Raw genomic sequence first — 17,288 nt, forward strand, 5'->3', positions numbered from 1 at the left:
GCAGGCCGATGCCGCCGCGGCGCGCGCCATGGCTGGTTCGCCAAGCATGTTGACGCGCGCGACACGACCGCGGCCGTGCCCGACTACTCCCCGATGGAGTGCGCGCAGTGTAGAGGTCCGCCGCGGCCGCGTCATCCCGACCGGCGCGCAGCGCACCGGTCACGCCTCGATGTCGCGACCGCAGCGCCATCGTTCGTTATGGTTCGGAGCGGCCATGGGTGGACGACTCGCATGAAGGTGCACTTGTTGTTGGGAACGATCTGCAAGCTTGGCATCGTGGCCGGCGCCGGGATTGCTTCGGTGCAGGCTGCGCTGCCGGTTCGCATCAACGACAGTGGCCAGACGCGGTGCTATGCCGGCGCCGGAGATACCACGGTCGTGGTGACGGCCTGCAGCAACACGCAGTGGCCCGGCCAGGATGGCGCCAGCGGACGCGACGCGGGCGGCGTGACCAAGCTCGGCGGCGGCGCGGCCGGCTTTGATTTCAGCAAGATCGCCAACAACGGCAGCGAACTGCCGGCCGGCGCGGCCCCCGGCAGTGCGCCGACCGACTGGGGCTGCACGCGCGACAACGTGACGGGATTGTTGTGGCGCATCGTGCCCGACACCAACCTGAGCTGGAGCGGCGCGCAGGTCGCCGCTCGCGGGCTCGCCGCCGGCGCCAGCTGCGGCCGCTCCGACTGGCGGTTGCCCGACCACCACGAGCTGCTCGGCATCGTGCACTACGGAGCGAACTCACCGGCGCTCGATGGCAACTATTTCCCGGCTCTCGCCGCCGGCTTTCACTGGACGCGCGAGGCCGACCCCACGGCGCCGCCGCAACGCGCGCGCGTGGTCAACCTCATCGGTGGCTTCGTGCACGGCATCGACGCCGTTGAAGCTGCCGACGCACTGTATGTCAGTGGCGGTAACTACCATGGCGCGCCCGTGCGCAATCCCGATGGCAGCGTCAGCGACCCGCATACCGGCCTGCAGTGGGATGCCTGCGCGCTGGGCGAGGATGCCGCCAACCAGTGCAATGGCACCGCGCTCAGCTACAACTGGCAGAACGCACTCAAGGAAGTGCGCACGCGCAACCAGCAGAACTGGCACGGGCATGGCGACTGGCGACTGCCCAATGTCAAGGAACTGGCCAGCCTCATCGAGATCGGCAGCGCCTGGCCGGCGCTCGATGCCACGACGTCGCCCAATGCGCCCCCGACCGCGCATTGGAGCTCGACCACCGACGACAAGGCATGGCGCATGGCCTGGGCTGCGTTTTTCGGCACCGGCAACGTGTTCGCCAAGGACAAGGCGACAACGGCCGCTCTGCGGCTGGTGCGCACCGCCACCGCTGCCGCCACCGGCACGGCCCGCGACGGCCTGTTCGAGGACGGCTTCGACCTCGTCGCGCTGCCACCGGCGCCGGCTGCCGCCGCACTCGCCCTCGTCAGTGTCGTGACCGACGGCGGCGTGCCGATCGATCGTAACAACTACGTCACCGGCAGCATGGTGATCACGCGCAGCGACGGCAGCGTGGACTACGCCGGCACGCTGCAGATCCGCGGTCGCGGCAACTCGACCTGGAACATGCCCAAGAAGCCCTACCGCATCAAGCTCGACGCCAAGTCGAAACTGCTCGGCATGAATTCGAGCAAGCACTGGGCGCTGCTGGCCAACTACGCCGACAAGTCGCTGCTGCGCAACTCCATCGCGCTGTCGCTGGGCCAGGACATGGCGATGGCCTGGTCGCCCGACTCGCGCATGGTGCGGGCCGAGCTCAATGGTCAGTACATCGGCATCTACCAGCTCATCGAGACGATCCGCGTCGACTCCGACCGCGTCGACATCACTGAGATCGAACCGGGCGACGTGGCGCTGCCCGAAGTCAGTGGCGGCTACCTGTTCGAGATCGACAAGAGGCGCGACTGCGCCGCCAACGTGCTGCTGGAAACCACGCGGCACGTGCCGATCTGCATCGACACGCCCGACGAGGACGCCATCGTGCCGCAGCAGTACGCCTGGATCGGCAGCTACATCCAGGGCATGGAGGACGCGCTCTACGCGCCCGACTTTGCCGATCCGGCGCAGGGCTATCGCGCCTGGCTCAATCCCGACAGCTTCATCGACTGGTATCTCGTCAACGAGCTCACGGCCAATGTCGATGCCGCCGACTTCAGCAGCATCTGGAACTACAAGGACCGCAACGGCCTGATCGAGCGCGGTCCGCTGTGGGATTTCGACCTCGGCACCGGCAACGCCAACTATTGTGCATGCGCCAATCCGCAGGGCTGGTGGGTACACGGCGGCACCTGGTACGAGCGCCTGTTCGCCGACCCGTGGTTCGCGGCACGCGTGCGCGCGCGCTGGGACGCGCTCAAGCCGGGCCTGCTCGATAGCTTGCCGCAACGCATCGACCAGCTCGCCGCACCGCTGCGCGGCGCGGTCGATGCCAACTTCAACCGCTGGCCACTGCTCGATGGCTACACCTGGCCCAACGTCATCGTCACCGGCTCGTGGCAGGGCGAACTCGCCTACAACCGCGACTGGCTGCGCCAGCGCATCGATTGGCTCGATGCCAATCTCTAGGAATGTCGGGAGCGCCCACGCGACGGGCTTAACCGACGGAATTACAACAACAATAGTGTCATCGGCAGGACCCGCGAGGTGACGTTGCGGCACCGGCTTGACGTGCAAATGCGACGCATTATCATTTGCACGTCTTCCAGCGGAGCTGCGCCATGTTCGATTCGATCGCCTCGCCCTCTGTCGCGGAATCCACCGCCTGCCCGCTCGACCCGGTTGCGCCAGGCCGCGCGCCGCGCATCGGCAGCGGCCAGTTGCTGGCGGGTGCGCGCGAACTCGTCATCGAACATGCGGGCCAGGAATACCACCTGCGCCTGACCCGCAACGACAGGCTCATCCTCACCAAATGAGGCCGCTGGCAGCGCTGCCACGCGCAGGCGGCGTGACGCTCGCGCAAGCCCGCCTCTCGAGGCGGGTTCGACAGGAGCATGGCGATGATCGACTGTGATGACAGCCTGGCTGGCGTGTTGGCCGAACCCGACCTGGAGCCGTCAGCCGGTGTCGATGCCCTCGTGACGCGCAGCGCGGGATCGTTGCAGCAGCGGCTGGCCGACCTGCTGTGCCAGCTCGGTCCGGTGCTGTGGCTCGAGCGGCCGCTGCCGCGGGCCGGTGGTACACCGCTGCCGGGCCCGGGCGCGCTGTACGCGCCCGACCTGCCCGCCTTCGGCGCCTGCGCGCGGCTCGATGCCCACGTCACGATGACGACGGCCGGCCCACGCGAATGGCTGTGCCTGTGCGATGCCCAGGCGCGCTGCGTGGCCAGGTTGTTCCTGCTGCCCGACAGCGACTGTTTGGCCTGGGACCAGATGCTCGATGCCTGCGGCCTGGTGCCGGTGCACGGCGCGGCCGAACGCCGGCGCAATGCCTGCGATGCGCTGCTGCGCAGCCTGCGCGCACGCGGCAACCTGGCTTGGCGCGCGCGCGTGTTGCGCTTCCGCATGCGGCACCGGTCCTGGCGCCGTGAGCTGACAGCCGAAGCGCCGCTGCGCCTGTCGCTGCTCGGCCATGAACTGGCCAGCCACATCACGCGCGATGAAGGCGCCGAATGGGTGAGCGCGTTTCGCCTCGAATGAGGCGAGGCGTCCGCGTGCCGAATCGGAGCGGCGGCGCAACGGCGGCGGCCGCACTGCGCCATCGCTCCGGCTGCAAGTCGTGGCCGCGATGATGCAGCGATCGCGCCGTCACCGGCGCGTGGCGTGCGCTCAGGCGCCGCGATCGCTGCGCAGTGCCTGCTGGCGCCGCCGGTCGCCGGCGGCACCGCGCCCGACCAGCATGCCGAGCGCAACGATGCCGACCACCACGAGCAGTGCACCGACGGCCGACCCGCCGCGCGGCATCGACTCGCCCAGCAGCAGCACCCCGAACGCACTCGTGAACAGCAGTTCGGCGGCTTGCATCGCCTCGACCGCGCCGAGTGCCGCCGGCTGGTCGCGCACGAGACCGGTGGCATGGAAGAACAGGATCGTCGCGACCACGCCCGTCAGCAGTGCCACGCCGGCCGCCAGCGTCATCTGCAGCGGCGGCGGCGGTCCGGCCTGTTGCCAGGCGTAGACCGCGACCAGCCACCAGAACGGCTGGCTCGCCAGCGTCATGCCGAATACGCGCTCGGTGGCGTCGAGGGTCTCGCCGCTGCGTTCCAGGTGCAGCAGGATCGCGCGATTGCCCAGCGGATAGAGCGTGGCCGACAGCGCCACCAGCAGCAGCGCGAGCCACGCATCGCGATCGAGCTGACCATGGAAATGCGCGCCCTGCATCAGCGCCACGCCAAGCACGATGAGGGCGCCGAGCGCGAGCGCCGCGCGTGGCAGTCGCGCGCGCTCGTCGCGGTACAACAGCGGACCCAGCAGCATGCCCGCGACCACGGTGAGCTGGAAGGTGCCGGCCACCAGCCAGGCCGGCGCGTGCGCGGCGCTCCAGGTCAGACACACGCAGAACAGGCCGAAGCCCACCGTGCTCCACAGCAGCCAGGCGCGCGGCTGCGCCCGCAAGGCCGACCAGACGCGGGCGAAGCTGCCGCGCCAGCCGATCACCAGCCACAGCAGCGGCAGCGTGAACAGGTAGCGCAGCGCCGCCGACCACGCCCAATGGCCGCCGGCGCTGGCCATGGCGCGATTGAGCACATAGGTCGAGGTGAAGAACAGCGCGGAGGCAAGGCCGAGCAGCACGGCTTGCAGTTCCCGCCGCGGCGCGCGTCCGCTCATCGACGCACGCGACTGCCACGCAGGCTGGCCAGCGAAAAGCTCGCCACGTCGACGCCGGCATTGCGCACGGGATGGCCCGGATCGGGCGCCAGCGCACGCGCATACACGACTTCGTAGGTGGCCGGCAGGCGACCGCCGACACGGAAACGCTCGTAAGCGGCGGCGACGCGCTCCAGATGCTGCTTGCCGGTCAGCTGCCGGCTGCGCTCGCGATCGGCGTTGGTGGCGCCGATCGCGCGCAGGTCGCACATCAGCGCGTGCAGGTCGCTGTAGGTCAGCGTCAGATCCTCGCGTCCCATCACCGGATCGCGGAAACCGCTCATCAGCAGGCCATCACCGATGTCGTGCATGTCGATGAAGCGGCTCACATGCGGCATCGCGTCGACCGCCGCGAACGCGCTGCGCAGCTCGTGCAGCGTGTCGGGGCCAAAGGTCGAGAACACGAGCGTGCCGCCCGGGCGCAGCACGCGACGGAACTCCGCCATCACGCTGCCGGGGTCATCGCACCATTGCAGGCACAGGTTGGCGTGGATCAGGTCCACGCTGGCCGCCGCCAGCGGCAGCGCCTGGGCATCGCCCGCCACGCAGGCATAGGCCTGCGGCGCGCCGGCGCGGCCTGCGGCCACGCGCAACATCGGCAGCGCGATGTCGAGCGCGATGACCTGCGCCAGCGGCCAGAGTTCGTGCAGGGCCAGTGCGCCGGCCGCGGGACCGCAGCCGACATCGAGGATCAGCTGCGGCTCCAGCGCGGCGTCGAGCTGTTCGCGCAGACGGCGACCGATTTCGGCCTGCAGCACCGCATTGGCCTCGTAGCGGGCGGCAGCGCGGCCGAATGCGCGCCGCACCTGCCTCGGATCGAGTCCCGCACTCATGCCGCAAGCTCCTTCGTGAACTGGATGATCGCCGCGGCGATCGCCTCGGCATGACTGATGAATGGCGCGTGGCTGCTGTTGAGCTGCAGGTAGTGTGCCCGCGGCGCCTGCTGCGCCGCCCATTGCATCGCTGCCGGCGGCACCAGCCGATCACGCCGCGCCGCCAGCCACAGGCTCGGCATCACCAGCATGGACAGCTGCTGGCGCAGATCGACGGCCTCGAGGATGCGCAGTCCATCCTGCAGCGCGGCCAGGCTCGGTACGCCGCGCTCGAACACCTGTGCGCGCAAGCCGCGCAATTCTACCTGCGCCTGGGCCGAACCGAGCGTCTCCAGGGCAAGGAAACGCTCGATCACGCTGCGGTAGTCGAGCGCCAGTTCGCCGGCGAAACCATGCAGCACGTCGGCCGACACGCCATGCGGCCAGTCGGGCGCCGCCACGAAGCGCGGGCTCGATGCGATCAGGCCCAGGCCGCGTACCTGCGCGGCATGCGCCAGCGCCGCGTGCAGCGCCACGCTGCCACCGAGCGACCAGCCGACCCACACCGCGCGCGGCGTGGCGGCGGCAATCGCGCCGGCGGTGTCGGCCAGCTCGAATCGACCCAGCGCATGACTGTGGCCATGTCCGGGCAGATCGACCACGTGCAGGCGGAAGTGACCGGCCAGCGCGTCGATGAGCGGACCGAAGATGCCACCATGCATTGCCCAGCCGTGCAGCAGCACGAGATCGGGACCATCCCCCAAGGTGGCGATGTACGGCTTCATGCAGCGCCCTCTGCCGCCGGCCGCGACTCGACCGCGGCCGCGGCACGGGCGCGCTCGATGCGTGGCGCCAGCAGGCGCCACAGCAGGCGCACGAAACGCCGGCCGCAGAATGGCCACGGTCGCAACCCGCGCGCGCGCCTGCGATTGGCGATGATGCACTGTTCCAGCCAGCTCTGGTCGAAGCGATCCCACACCCCCGCGGTCGCGCACAGGTTGAGCACGAGCACGGGATGGATCTCGTCGAACAGGATCGCGCGCAGCTCGTCGAGCGAGTAGTGCGAGCACGCAAGCGTACGCGCGGTGCTGCGCACCAACGGCCGCCACGGCACATCCAGATACAACTCCGAAAGCGCCTCCCACACCGGCCGGCGCGCCACCGGATCGAACCCCTCGCCGCTCATGCAAGCACCTTGCGCAGCGTATCGAGCAGCTGCTCGACCTGTGCTTGCGTATGCAGCGCCGACAACGTGACGCGCAGCCGCGCCTGGTCGCGCGGCACGGTCGGCGGTCGCACCGCGGGCACGTGGAAGCCGGCCTCGCGCAGGCGCGCGGCAGCGCCGAGCGCCGCCTCGCTGCTGCCGACCCGCAGCGGCTGGATCGCGGTGGGCGAAGCGAGCACGGCCAGGCCACGCGCGCGCGCGCCGGCGCGGAACTGCTCGATGCGCGCCGCCAGCGTGCTGCGCCGCTCCGCATCGCCGCGCGCGAGATCGATCGCCACGCAGGTCGCGGCAGCCAGCGCGGGTGGCAGCGCGGTGGTGTAGATGAACGAGCGCGCCTGCTGCACGAGGCCGTCGATGAGCTCGGCACTGCCGGCGACGAAGGCGCCGAACGTGCCCAGCGCCTTGCCGAGCGTGCCCATCAGCACGGGGACTTCGCGCTGACCGAGCCCGGCCCAAGCGAGGCTGCCGCCACCGTCGGCGCCGAGCACGCCGAGCCCATGCGCATCGTCGATCATGCACAACGCGGCCTGCGCCCGGCACAGCGCGGCCAGTTCGCGCAAGGGCGCGATGTCGCCATCCATGCTGAACACGCCGTCGCTGGCCAGCAGGGCGGCGGCCTGCGGCTGCGCGTCGAGTTGGCGTGCGGCGCCTTCGACATCGGCGTGCCGGTAGCGGCGCAACGTGCAACCGGCCAGCTGCGCGCCATCGATGAGGCTGGCGTGGTTGAGCCTGTCCTGCACGCACAGGTCGCCGCGTGCGAGCAATCCCGCCAGCACGCCGAGATTGGCCATGTATCCGGTCGAGAACAGCAGCACCCGCTCGCGACCGAGCCACTGCGCGAGACCGTGCTCGAGCCGTGCATGTTCGTCGCGGTGGCCACCAAGCAGGTGGGCCGCGCCAGCGCCGACGCCGACAACGCGCGCGGCGCGGCCCAGCGCCTCGATCAGCGCCGGATGACGCGCCAGACCGAGATAGTCGTTGCTGGCGAAATCGAGCAGGCGGTGGCCGTCATCGACCACCCATGCACCCCCCGTCGCGACATCGACATCGAGCACATGCAGGCGGCGCAGCAGCTGCGCGGCGGCGCGCTCGCGCTGGCGCGCGGCGAGGCGCTCGAGCAGATCGGCGCGAATCACGGTCATCGGCGTCAGCGCTGGGGCGCGGCGCCGCGTCGGACCGCGGCGTCCTGCGCGGTCAACGCGGCGTGCACGCGCGCGGGACCGCTGCGCAACAGGGCCACGGCTTCCTGCGCGTCGTCGTCGAGCATTTCGGGCACCAGTGCGACCTGCGCCGCAGCCTCCTCGAACAGGCGCAGTGCATCGTGCAGCAGGGTCAGGCGCATGGCCGCGGCCACATCGCGCTCGCCACTGCGGCGTAGCTCGAACTCGGCCTTGAGCGTGTCGAACCAGGCGCGCGTGAGGTGGAACTGTCGCTGCCGCGCGAGCTCGGCCGGCAAACCTTCGAACAATCGCGCCACCTCCGCCAACGCCTGCAGCTGCGGCGCGGCCGGCGAGCCGGCGCGCGCCTCCATCTGCACTTCCTGCAGCCGCGCGACGATGCGGTTCACCGCGGCGATGGGCTGCGCCGGATCCAGGCGCAGCAGCTCACGATCGATCTCGCGCCGTCGTTGGTAATGGGCGCGCGCCGCGTCGAACTGGCCACTGCGCTCGGCCATGCGCGCCGCGATGCCGGCGGCGCTCGCGGCGTTGACCAGGTGGCGCAGGTCCTGCGGGTGGCGCGCCAGCAACGATTCCTGCACCTGCAGCCCGCGCTCGGCTGCGACCAGTGCCTTGGCCATGTGCTCCGGGTCGGCGTCATCGCCGGCGTGACTGTAGGCGCGGAAGCTCAGCGCGCTTGCGAGCAGGCCGTCAGCGGCCACGCGCTCGGCCTCGGTCGAGGCGAGTGCACGCGCCCGTTCACAGGCGGTGCCGGCTTCGGCATACAGCGCCGCGCTCTGCGCTGGCGACAGGGCCGCATCCGCCGCGCGCGCCTGCACGTAGAGGGCCCCGCCGCGCGCGATGGCAAGCGCAAAGGTTTCGTCGGCCGCAGGCGCGGCGCGCGCGAGTGCCGCCGCACGTGCGAGCGTGGCTTGCGCCGCGGCACCCTGCTGGGCATCGGCCTGCGCGTCGCCAAGCTCGGTCAGCGCGCTCAGTCGCAAGGCCTGCGCATGGGCTTGCGGGGCGACGAGTCGATCGGCATGGTCGACCGCCGCCAGCGCGCGTTCGGCCGTCGCGATGCGCTCGGCGGGAGGCGCGTACATGCGCTTGCGGATTTTGGCCAGCGAGGCGTAACCGGTGGCGATGTCGAGCAACAGCTCGGGATTGTCGCCGCTGTCGGCGGCGAGCCGATCGAGGTACTCCACGCCGGTGTCGAGCAGGGTGCGCTGCGCCTGGCTGGTGCCCGGCACGTCGACGATCTGCTGGAACACGGTGCCGATGAAGCGGTTGGCCAGATCCCGCACGCCGGCGAAATGCCGCGCCGCGCGCGCGGCCTGGAGGCGCGCCTCGTGGGCCTGTTGCAGCGCATAGCTCCAGCTCGCCAGCATGATGCCGACCGCGAGCGCCGCCAGCGCCACCGCGCCGCGATGGCGGCCCACGAACTTGCGCATCCGGTACCACCGCGTCACGCGCGCGGCACGCACCGGGCGCCCTTCACGATAACGCTCGAGGTCCTCGCGCAGCGCGCTGGCGCTCGCGTAGCGGTCCGCGGGATCGGCCGCGGTGGCCTTGACGATGATGCCGCCAAGCTCGGCATCGAGCGGCAGCGCGGCTGGTGCGTCGCGACCGACCCCCTCACCGGCGATGAGTTCGCGCAGCAGCACGCCGAGGCTGTAGATGTCGCTGGCCGTGGTGATGGCGCGGCCTTCGCGCTGCTCGGGACTCGCGTAGCCGAGCGTGAACACGCGCGTGGAGGTGTCGCGGCGCGCCTGCCCGGTATCGAGGTCGAGCAGGCGCGCAATGCCGAAGTCCACCAGCTTGACGTCACCGCCCGTGGTCACGAGGACATTGGCCGGCTTGATGTCGCGGTGGATCACGAGCCGCTGGTGAGCGTGGCCGACCGCATCGAGCACCGCATCGAACAACGCGAGGCGTTCGCGCAGCCGCGGCGCATGCGTCGCCGCATGGGCCAGCAGCGGCAGGCCGTCGACGTATTCGAGTGCGAGCCACGGCTGGCCATCCGCCGTCTCGCCGCCATCGAGCAGGCGTGCGATGTGCGGATGATCGAGGTCGGCGAGGATCTGCCGCTCGTGGCGCAGCCGCTGCAGGCCCTCGCGGGTGGGAAAGCCGCGCAGCAGCTTGATCGCCACGCGTTGCGCAAAGCCTCCATCGACGCGCTCGGCGAGAAACACCGTGCCCATGCCGCCGACGCCGATCTCGCGCAGCAGGTGCCACGGCCCGAGGCGCTGCACGCGCGTGGCCATGAGATCGCCGGCGCTGTCGGCCAGCACTTGTGCCAGCGGGTCGCCGGCGTCGGTATCGGCCGTGAGCAGGTCGCGCAGCAGATCGCGCTCGCGCGGCGACAACGGCAGTGCAGCCAGCGCCGCCTCATGCTGCTCCAGCGGCAGCAGCCGCAGCCGCTCGAAGTGCTCGGCGTAGCGGTCCAGCGGCGTATTCATGCCTCGAGCGCGGTCTTGAGCCAGGCGCGTGCGAGGCGCAGGTCGCGGTCGACCGTGCTTTCCGACAGATCGAGCGCGGCGGCGACCTCGAGCCGACTGAGACCGCCGAAGTAGACCAGCTCGATGATCTGCGCGCGGCGCGCATCGCTGCTGGCCAGGTCGCGCAGCGCGTCGTCGACACGCAGCAGTTGCCGGTCGCTGTCGGGCGTGGCGACGGCCGATGCTTCGTCGAGCCGGACGCGTTCGACATCGCCGCCGCGCTTGCCGGTGAGGCGCTTGCGCGCGGCGTCGACCAGCACCTGGCGCGTGGCCTGCGCGGCGACATGGAAGAAATGGCGCCGGTCGGCCAGCGCGAGTTCGCTGCCGAGCAGGCGCAGCAGTGCCTCGTGGGCGAGGTCGGTGGCGCTGAGCGTGGCACCCGGCATCGCCCGCAGCGACTGCGCGGCGATTGCGCGCACGTTGGCATAGACCCGTTCCACCAGCCGCTCGCGGGCCTGCGCGTCGCCCGCGTGCCAGGCGTCGAGCAGTTGCGTGATGTCGTGGTCGGCAGGCGGCTGGGTCATGGCAGGGATTCTAGCGGTGGGTTCGCCGCGCCGGCGCGCGACGGTCTTCAACGCTCGCCCAGCGCGGCGAGCGAAGCTCGCGCCCGCGCCGGGCCGGTGTGCAGCAGGTCGAGCATCTCGGGGGCGGCGCCATCGACGAGTTCGGGCACCTGTGCCAGCAGCACCTGCGCCTGCTCGAATGCGGCCAGCGCGGTGCGCGCAAGCGCGCGACGCTCGTTGCCGGTCAGGTCCGGCTCGGCGCTGCGGCGCAGGCTGAACTCGGCCTTGAGCGTATCGAACCAGGCCCGCACCGCGACTCCCTGGCGCTGGTCGAGCAGACCCGCCGGCAACGCCGCGACGAGCGCGTCGATCTGCGCGACTTCGACCAGTTGCGCGCGCGGCGCGGCCCCGGCCAGCAGCTCCATCTCCAATTGCTCGAGCCGTCGCGCCAAACGGTTGATCGCCGCCGTGGGCTGGTCGGGGTCGCGCAGCTGCAGCAGCTCGTCGTGGTGACGCGCCTTGGCGTAGTACTGGCGGGCCAGCGCGTACTGCCGTTCCTTGCCAGCGATCGACGCCGCCGTGGTCGCAGCCAAGGTTGCATTGACGAGCCCGCGCAGATCATTGGGCCGATGTGCCAGAAAGGTTTCGTACGCCTGCAGCGCCTGCCCGGCAAGCTGCAGCGCCTTGACGCGGTGCTGCGGGTCGGCGACAGCCTCGGCCTGGGCGCGTGCCATGAACAGCAGGGCGTTGGCATCGGCGTTGGCGACTGCATCGCGCTGGGTCGGCGTGAGCGTGTCGGCCAGCATCGCCGCGTATCCGGCGCGCGCGCGTTCGAACAGCGCGAGACTGTCGGTCGGTGTCAGGCCGACATTGGTGGCCTTGGCGTACTCGACCAGCGCGTTGGCCAAGGCGCCGCGCGCCATGACCGTGGTGGGCGCCCCCACCTCCGCCGGCGGCGCGGCGATGGCCGCCCTGAAATGGCGGGCGGCGGCGTCGAACTGCTGGGCATCGGCGTTGCTGCCGGCGAGCGCGACGAGGGCATTGCGCCGCATGGCCCAACCATCCTCGTCGGCTGGCGCGAGACGATCGGCACGATCGAGCAGAGCCAGCGCTTGTTGCGCACTGGCGGCACGCTGCGCCGGGGTGACAAACATGCGTTCCTGGATGCCCGCCAGCGTGATATAGCCGCTGGCCGCTTCGAGCAGCAAGGCATGATTGCCCTCGGTATCGACGACGAGCCGGTCGAGGTACTGCAGACCGGTATCGAGCAGCAACTGCTGGGCATCGGCGGTGCCCGGCACGTCGACGATGCGGTCGAACACTTCGCCGACGAAGCGATTGGCCAGCATGCGCACGCTGGCAAAGTGTTGCTCGGCGCGTGCGGCCTGTCGGTCGGCCAGTTGCGCCTGGCGTAGCGCATACGCCGACAACGCGAGCAGGGCCAGCACCGCGACGCTGCCGAGCGCGACGCCGAGGCGATTGCGCGCGATGAACTTGCGCAGGCGGTAACCCGCGCTCGGCACGCGCGCGTGGACGGGCCGGTTGGCGAGATGGCGACGGATGTCCTCGGCCAGTTGTGCCGCGCTGGCGTAGCGTCGCGTGGGCTCCTTGCGCAGCGCCATCAGCACGATGTTGTCGAGGTCGCCGCGCAGCTCGCGCTGCAGGCGCCGCAGATCCAGTGCCGATGGATCGCCCGCGCCGGTCACGGCCGCGCGCGAAGTGAGACTCTGGCTCGGGCGCAGCGGCGGGGTCGTCACGATTTCACGCACGAGCTCGGCCAGCTGCGTCTTGTCGGCCTGGTACGGACTGCGCCCACTCAGCATGCGGTACAGCAGCACGCCAAGCGAGTAGATGTCGCTGGCCGTGGTGATCGGCGCGCCGTTGACCTGCTCGGGGCTGGCGAACTCGGGCGTGAAGGCATTGAGCGTGACCGACTCGGCGGCGGTGGCCGGATCGGTGAGCCGCGCGATGCCGAAATCGAGCAGCTTCACGTTGCCGCTGGCGTCGACGAGGATGTTGCCGGGCTTGAGGTCGCGATGCACCACCAGGTGCTGGTGCGCGAACTGCACCGCGGCGCAGACGTCGAGGAACAGCGCCAGCCGTGCCGGCACGCCGAGTCCGTGTTCGATGCAGTAGCGGTCGATCGCCACGCCATCGACGTATTCCATCACCAGATAGGGCACGCCGGCGGCGCTGGCGCCGCCATCGAGCAGGCGGGCGATGTGCGGGTGGTCGAGGTTGGCGAGGATCTGGCGTTCGCGTTCGAAACGCTGCACCGCTTCGTGCCCGACCAGGTGGCTGCGGATCAGCTTGATCGCCACGCGCTGCTCGAAGCCACCTTCGACGCGCTCGGCGAGCAACACCGTGCCCATGCCACCGCTGCCGAGTTCGCCGACCACGCGATACGGTCCGATGCGCTGCGCAGCCGTATCGGTCACCCCGGCCGCACCGAGTCCGACCACGCGCATGAGCGGATCGTCGAGCTCGGCGGCGGCATCGGCGGCGAGCAGGCGGCGCAGCGTGGCGCGATCGGCCTCATCGAGCGGCAGCGCGGCCAGCGCCGCCTCGCGCGCATCGACCGGCAGGCTGCGCAGGCGCTCGAAATCGTCGGCGTAGCGATCGAGCGATGCGGCGGTCATGCCCGCAATGCCGTCTTGAGCCAGGCTCGCGCCAGGCGCAGGTCGCGATCGACCGTGCCTTCCGACACCGCCAGCGCCAGCGCCACCTCGCTGCGGCTGAGGCCGCCGAAATAGACCAGCTCGACGACCTGCGCGCGGCGCCCATCGTCAATGGCGAGCTCGTGCAGCGCCTCGTCGATGCGCAGCATCTGCTCGTCACGCTCGGGCGACGGCAGTCCCTGTGCATCCTCGAGTTCGACGTGCAGCGCGCCACCACCGCGCTTGTCGGCCAGCCGCCTGCGCGCTGCGTCGACCAGCACCTGACGCGTGGCCTGCGCGGCGACGCGATAGAAATGCTGGCGATCGTTCCAGCCCAGCTCGTTGCCGAGCAGGCGCATCAGAGCCTCGTGGGCGAGATCGGTGGCACTGAGGGTGGCCGACGGCATCGCACGCAGCGACTGCGCGGCGATCGCGCGCACGTTACGGTACACGCGCTGCATGAGCACCTCGCGCGCATGCACGTCACCTTCGCGCCAGGCGGCAAGCAGGTGGGTGATCTCATGATCGCCGGGAGCCGCACTCATGCGCGCATTCTAGCGTCCTGGCCGTGTCGCCCGGGTGCGCGGGGCCACAGCGGACCTGTGCGCTGGCGCACAGGCGCCGGCGCCCCAGTTTCACGCCGCGGCACTGCCGCAATCACAGCCGCAGGCCCCAGCGGAGGCGGCTGCGTCCGGCCCCGGCAGGGCATGCACGCCGAGCCGGGCGAACAGGGCGCGGTCGCGCTCGATGGCGGGATTGGCAGTCGTGAGCAGCCGCTCGCCGTGGAAGATCGAATTGGCACCGGCGAACAGGCACAGAGCCTGCAATTCGTCGCTCATCTGCTCGCGGCCCGCCGACAGGCGCAGCATCGAGGCCGGCATGAGGATGCGCGCCGCCGCCACCACACGCACGAATTCGAACGGATCGAGCTCGACCTGCCCGGCCAGCGGCGTGCCGGCGACGCGCACGAGACGATTGATCGGCACCGAATCCGGGTGCGCCGGCAGCGTCGCCAGCGCCTGCAGCAGGCCGGCGCGTTCGGCGCGCGTCTCGCCCATGCCGATGATGCCGCCGCAACAGGTCCGGAGGCCGGCCTTGCGCACGTGGCCGAGGGTGTCGAGCCGGTCCTGGAACCCGCGCGTGTGGATGATCTGGCCGTAGTACTCGGGCGCGGTGTCGAGATTGTGGTTGTAGTAGTCGAGGCCGGCCTGCTTGAGCGCATGCGCCTGGGTCTGGCTCAGCATGCCAAGCGTGGCGCAGGTCTCCAGGCCCAATGCCTTCACCGCGCCGATCATCGCCGCCAGCTTGGGGAGGTCGCGGTCCTTGGGTGAACGCCATGCCGCGCCCATGCAGAAGCGCGTGGCGCCGGCGGCCTTGGCCGCGCGGGCGTTGTCGAGCACCCGCTCGAGTTCCATCAGCGCGGTCGCTTCCACACCGGATTGGTAGCGCTGCGCCTGCGGACAGTAGGCGCAATCCTCGGGGCAGCCGCCGGTCTTGATCGACAGCAGGGTCGACACCTGCACCGCATTGGGGTCGTGATGCGCGCGGTGCAGCGCGTGGGCGCGCGCGAGCAGGTCGGCAAACGGCAGGTCGAGCAGGGCGAGGATCTCCTCGCGCGTCCAGTCGTGGCGAATCTCGGCCATGGGCGGCTTCCGGCAGGTTACAGTGGCGGCGCGAGCGCAGCGGTGACCCCTGCCGCCACCACGCGGCGCAGGCGGCGCCGGCGCGGCGCGAGTCTGGGGCGGCACAGGAGGGCTGTCAACTTGACAGGCATCAGCAAGGTTGACGCGATCGCGGGCCGTGCGCTGCACCTGCTGCTGCCGCCACGCTGCCTGCTCTGCGGCAGTGCCGGCGCCGCCGGCCTCGACCTGTGCGCGGCCTGCCGGGCCGATCTGGCGCATAACGAACCCTGCTGTCCGCGCTGCGCGCTGCCGCTGGCGACACCGGCCGCCAGCTGCGGCAACTGCTTGCGCCATGCACCGCCGTTCACGGCCGCATGGGTGCCACTGCGCTACGCGCACCCGCTCGATCTGCTCGAAGCGCGGTTCAAGTTCCATGGCGATCTAGCCGCCGGTCGCGTGCTCGGCGCACTGCTGGTCGCTGCGGCCAGTGCGCAGGCGCCGCTGCGGCCCGAACTCATCGTGCCGATTCCGCTGCACCGCGCGCGTCTGCGCCAGCGTGGCTACAACCAGGCGCTCGAACTCGCGCGACCGTTGGCGCGCGAACTCGGCGTGGAGGTGGCCGGCGACCTGCTGCGGCGGGTGCGGGCGACGCCAGCGCAGACCGGCCTCGATGCCGCCGCGCGCCGGCGCAACCTGCGCGATGCGTTCGCGCTGGCGCCGGCGGCGCGCCTGCCCGCGCATGTGGTCGTGTTCGACGACGTGATGACGACCGGCGCGACGCTGCGCGAGGCGGCGCGCTGCCTGCGCCGTGCCGGCGTGGCGCGGGTGGACGTGTGGGCGCTGGCTCGCGCACCGTTGCGCTGAGCCGGCGCGAATTGGCGCGGGTGGGCGCGCTCAGCGCAACGCAACCGCAAACAGCAGGCCGAACCAGAGCACCAAGCCGACACGGTTGTTGCCACGCAGCGCCGCCAGGCAGGCGAGCGGCGCGCGCTCGCGCATCTGCCACCACTGGCGGACCAGTTCGGCGCCGGCAACCGCAACGCCGACGAACCACGGCCAGTGCAGTTGCGCGCGCGTGCCGGCCAGCGCCAGCGCCAGCAGCAACGCGGCCATCAACACGGCGACGATCGCGCGGTCGGCATCGCCGAACACGCCGGCCAGCGTGCGACGACCGGCATGCAGATCGAACGCGCGCGTGACCAGTGCGCGTTCGCTGTCCTGCAGCACACCGAACACGATCGCACCGACATACAGCAGCCAGCACAACGGCGACAACGCCGATCCGGCGGCGGCGAACGCCAGCGGCACCCACCATGCGCGCAGCGCCGCGCACGTGACCGGTGCGAGGATCGCGCTGCGCCGCGCGACCAGGTGGGTGACTGCCAACGGCACCGCAAGCGCCGCCAACGCGAGCACCTGCACCGCCGCCGCCAGCACGAGCAGACCCAGCACGAGTCCACCGGCAAGCGCCAACGCGCGCCGCGGGCCAAAGCGTCCGAGCACGGCAACGTCGGTGTCCGCGGCGAGGGCGAGGCGCGGCCACCGTCGCTGCAGCAGGTTCGCGCCGAGCGCCGCGACGCCCTGCGCAAGCCAGACCCCGAGCGTGACGGCAACGAGGCTGAGCGGCGGCGGGAAGTCGTTGGCGGCGAACCACAACGCCCACAGCGGCGGCCACAGCAGCAACAACGTCGCCAGCGGCCGATCGGCGTGAACGAGGACGAGGGCGTCGCGCAGCAGCGGCTGCGCGCGCGGCGGCAGCAGGCCGCAGACCGCATCGATCATGCGCGTGGCACGCGCGTTGGCGGCAGCGGGGTCGATGCGTTCGCCGGCACGCGGTGGCGCGCTGGCGGTACGTGCGAACGAGGGCACGAAGACGGGCGCGCTGGCGGCCGAGGTCGGTGCCGCACCGGCGACCGGCTTCGCTGGCGCAGTTGGCGCAGTTGGCGCAGTTGGCGCAGTTGGCGCAGTTGGCGCAGTTGGCGCAGTTGGCGCAGTTGGCGCAGTTGGCG

15 protein-coding genes are annotated in these 17,288 nt (G+C 71.1%); 4 read left to right on the forward strand and 11 right to left on the reverse strand.

Translation table 11 applies throughout. The features are described 5' to 3' along the window. Nucleotides 1–231 precede the first annotated feature (231 nt). From KF903_RS13795 to KF903_RS13805, 3 genes are all read left to right on the forward strand, one after another. The gene (locus KF903_RS13795; protein ID WP_291215984.1) at nt 232–2,568 is read left to right on the forward strand and encodes a DUF1566 domain-containing protein; all 2,337 of its coding nucleotides are present in this window, start codon (nt 232–234) and stop codon (nt 2,566–2,568) included. 152 nt (nt 2,569–2,720) lie between these two features. Further along, a complete protein-coding gene (locus tag KF903_RS13800; protein ID WP_291215987.1) occupies nt 2,721–2,915 on the forward strand; it encodes a hemin uptake protein HemP in 195 nt (64 codons plus the stop codon). Nucleotides 2,916–2,999: 84 nt separating this feature from the next. After that, on the forward strand, nt 3,000–3,638 hold the full coding sequence (locus tag KF903_RS13805; protein ID WP_291215990.1) for a hypothetical protein: 639 nt from the start codon (nt 3,000–3,002) through the stop codon (nt 3,636–3,638). A gap of 129 nt (nt 3,639–3,767) precedes the next feature. Here the strand turns inward: KF903_RS13805 and KF903_RS13810 are convergent, their stop codons facing one another. The 10 genes from KF903_RS13810 to bioB all read right to left on the reverse strand — a co-directional run bounded on the left by KF903_RS13810 (nt 3,768) and on the right by bioB (nt 15,300). After that, the gene (locus KF903_RS13810; RefSeq protein ID WP_291215996.1) at nt 3,768–4,766 is read right to left on the reverse strand and encodes a multidrug resistance efflux transporter family protein; all 999 of its coding nucleotides are present in this window, start codon (nt 4,764–4,766) and stop codon (nt 3,768–3,770) included. Continuing rightward, nucleotides 4,763–5,638 (reverse strand): malonyl-ACP O-methyltransferase BioC, encoded by an 876-nt coding sequence (bioC, locus tag KF903_RS13815; RefSeq protein ID WP_291215998.1) that lies wholly within the window; start codon nt 5,636–5,638, stop codon nt 4,763–4,765. Before bioC ends, KF903_RS13810 begins: the two co-directional genes overlap by 4 nt. Continuing rightward, the gene (gene bioH / locus KF903_RS13820; RefSeq protein ID WP_291216000.1) at nt 5,635–6,402 is read right to left on the reverse strand and encodes a pimeloyl-ACP methyl ester esterase BioH; all 768 of its coding nucleotides are present in this window, start codon (nt 6,400–6,402) and stop codon (nt 5,635–5,637) included. The genes bioC and bioH overlap by 4 nt, the downstream gene beginning before the upstream one ends. Beyond that, a complete protein-coding gene (locus tag KF903_RS13825) occupies nt 6,399–6,803 on the reverse strand; it encodes a hypothetical protein (RefSeq protein ID WP_291216002.1) in 405 nt (134 codons plus the stop codon). The genes bioH and KF903_RS13825 overlap by 4 nt, the downstream gene beginning before the upstream one ends. Further along, nucleotides 6,800–7,978 carry an 8-amino-7-oxononanoate synthase gene (gene bioF, locus KF903_RS13830; protein WP_291216027.1) on the reverse strand — a complete coding sequence of 393 codons (1,179 nt, stop codon included), beginning with the start codon at nt 7,976–7,978 and terminating at the stop codon, nt 6,800–6,802. Before bioF ends, KF903_RS13825 begins: the two co-directional genes overlap by 4 nt. Before the next feature lie 11 nt (nt 7,979–7,989). Next, on the reverse strand, nt 7,990–10,458 hold the full coding sequence (locus KF903_RS13835; protein WP_291216005.1) for a serine/threonine-protein kinase: 2,469 nt from the start codon (nt 10,456–10,458) through the stop codon (nt 7,990–7,992). Next, nucleotides 10,455–11,021, reverse strand: coding sequence for an ECF-type sigma factor (locus tag KF903_RS13840; protein WP_291216008.1), 567 nt, complete (start codon nt 11,019–11,021; stop codon nt 10,455–10,457). The genes KF903_RS13835 and KF903_RS13840 overlap by 4 nt, the downstream gene beginning before the upstream one ends. 47 nt (nt 11,022–11,068) lie before the next feature. Further along, nucleotides 11,069–13,639 (reverse strand): serine/threonine-protein kinase, encoded by a 2,571-nt coding sequence (locus KF903_RS13845; protein WP_291216011.1) that lies wholly within the window; start codon nt 13,637–13,639, stop codon nt 11,069–11,071. Then, on the reverse strand, nt 13,636–14,202 hold the full coding sequence (locus KF903_RS13850; RefSeq protein ID WP_291216014.1) for an ECF-type sigma factor: 567 nt from the start codon (nt 14,200–14,202) through the stop codon (nt 13,636–13,638). The genes KF903_RS13845 and KF903_RS13850 overlap by 4 nt, the downstream gene beginning before the upstream one ends. A gap of 90 nt (nt 14,203–14,292) precedes the next feature. Next, nucleotides 14,293–15,300: a biotin synthase BioB gene (bioB, locus tag KF903_RS13855; RefSeq protein ID WP_291216017.1), complete on the reverse strand. Its 1,008-nt coding sequence runs from the start codon at nt 15,298–15,300 to the stop codon at nt 14,293–14,295. 120 nt (nt 15,301–15,420) lie between these two features. Here bioB and KF903_RS13860 point away from each other — a divergent pair, with 120 nt between their 5' ends. Further along, the gene (locus tag KF903_RS13860) at nt 15,421–16,143 is read left to right on the forward strand and encodes a ComF family protein (protein WP_291216019.1); all 723 of its coding nucleotides are present in this window, start codon (nt 15,421–15,423) and stop codon (nt 16,141–16,143) included. Between the two features lie 30 nt (nt 16,144–16,173). Here the strand turns inward: KF903_RS13860 and KF903_RS13865 are convergent, their stop codons facing one another. After that, nucleotides 16,174–17,148 carry a UbiA family prenyltransferase gene (locus tag KF903_RS13865; protein WP_291216022.1) on the reverse strand — a complete coding sequence of 325 codons (975 nt, stop codon included), beginning with the start codon at nt 17,146–17,148 and terminating at the stop codon, nt 16,174–16,176. Nucleotides 17,149–17,288: the final 140 nt, after the last annotated feature.

The organism is Dokdonella sp., assembly GCF_019634845.1.
Lineage (GTDB): Bacteria > Pseudomonadota > Gammaproteobacteria > Xanthomonadales > Rhodanobacteraceae > Dokdonella_A.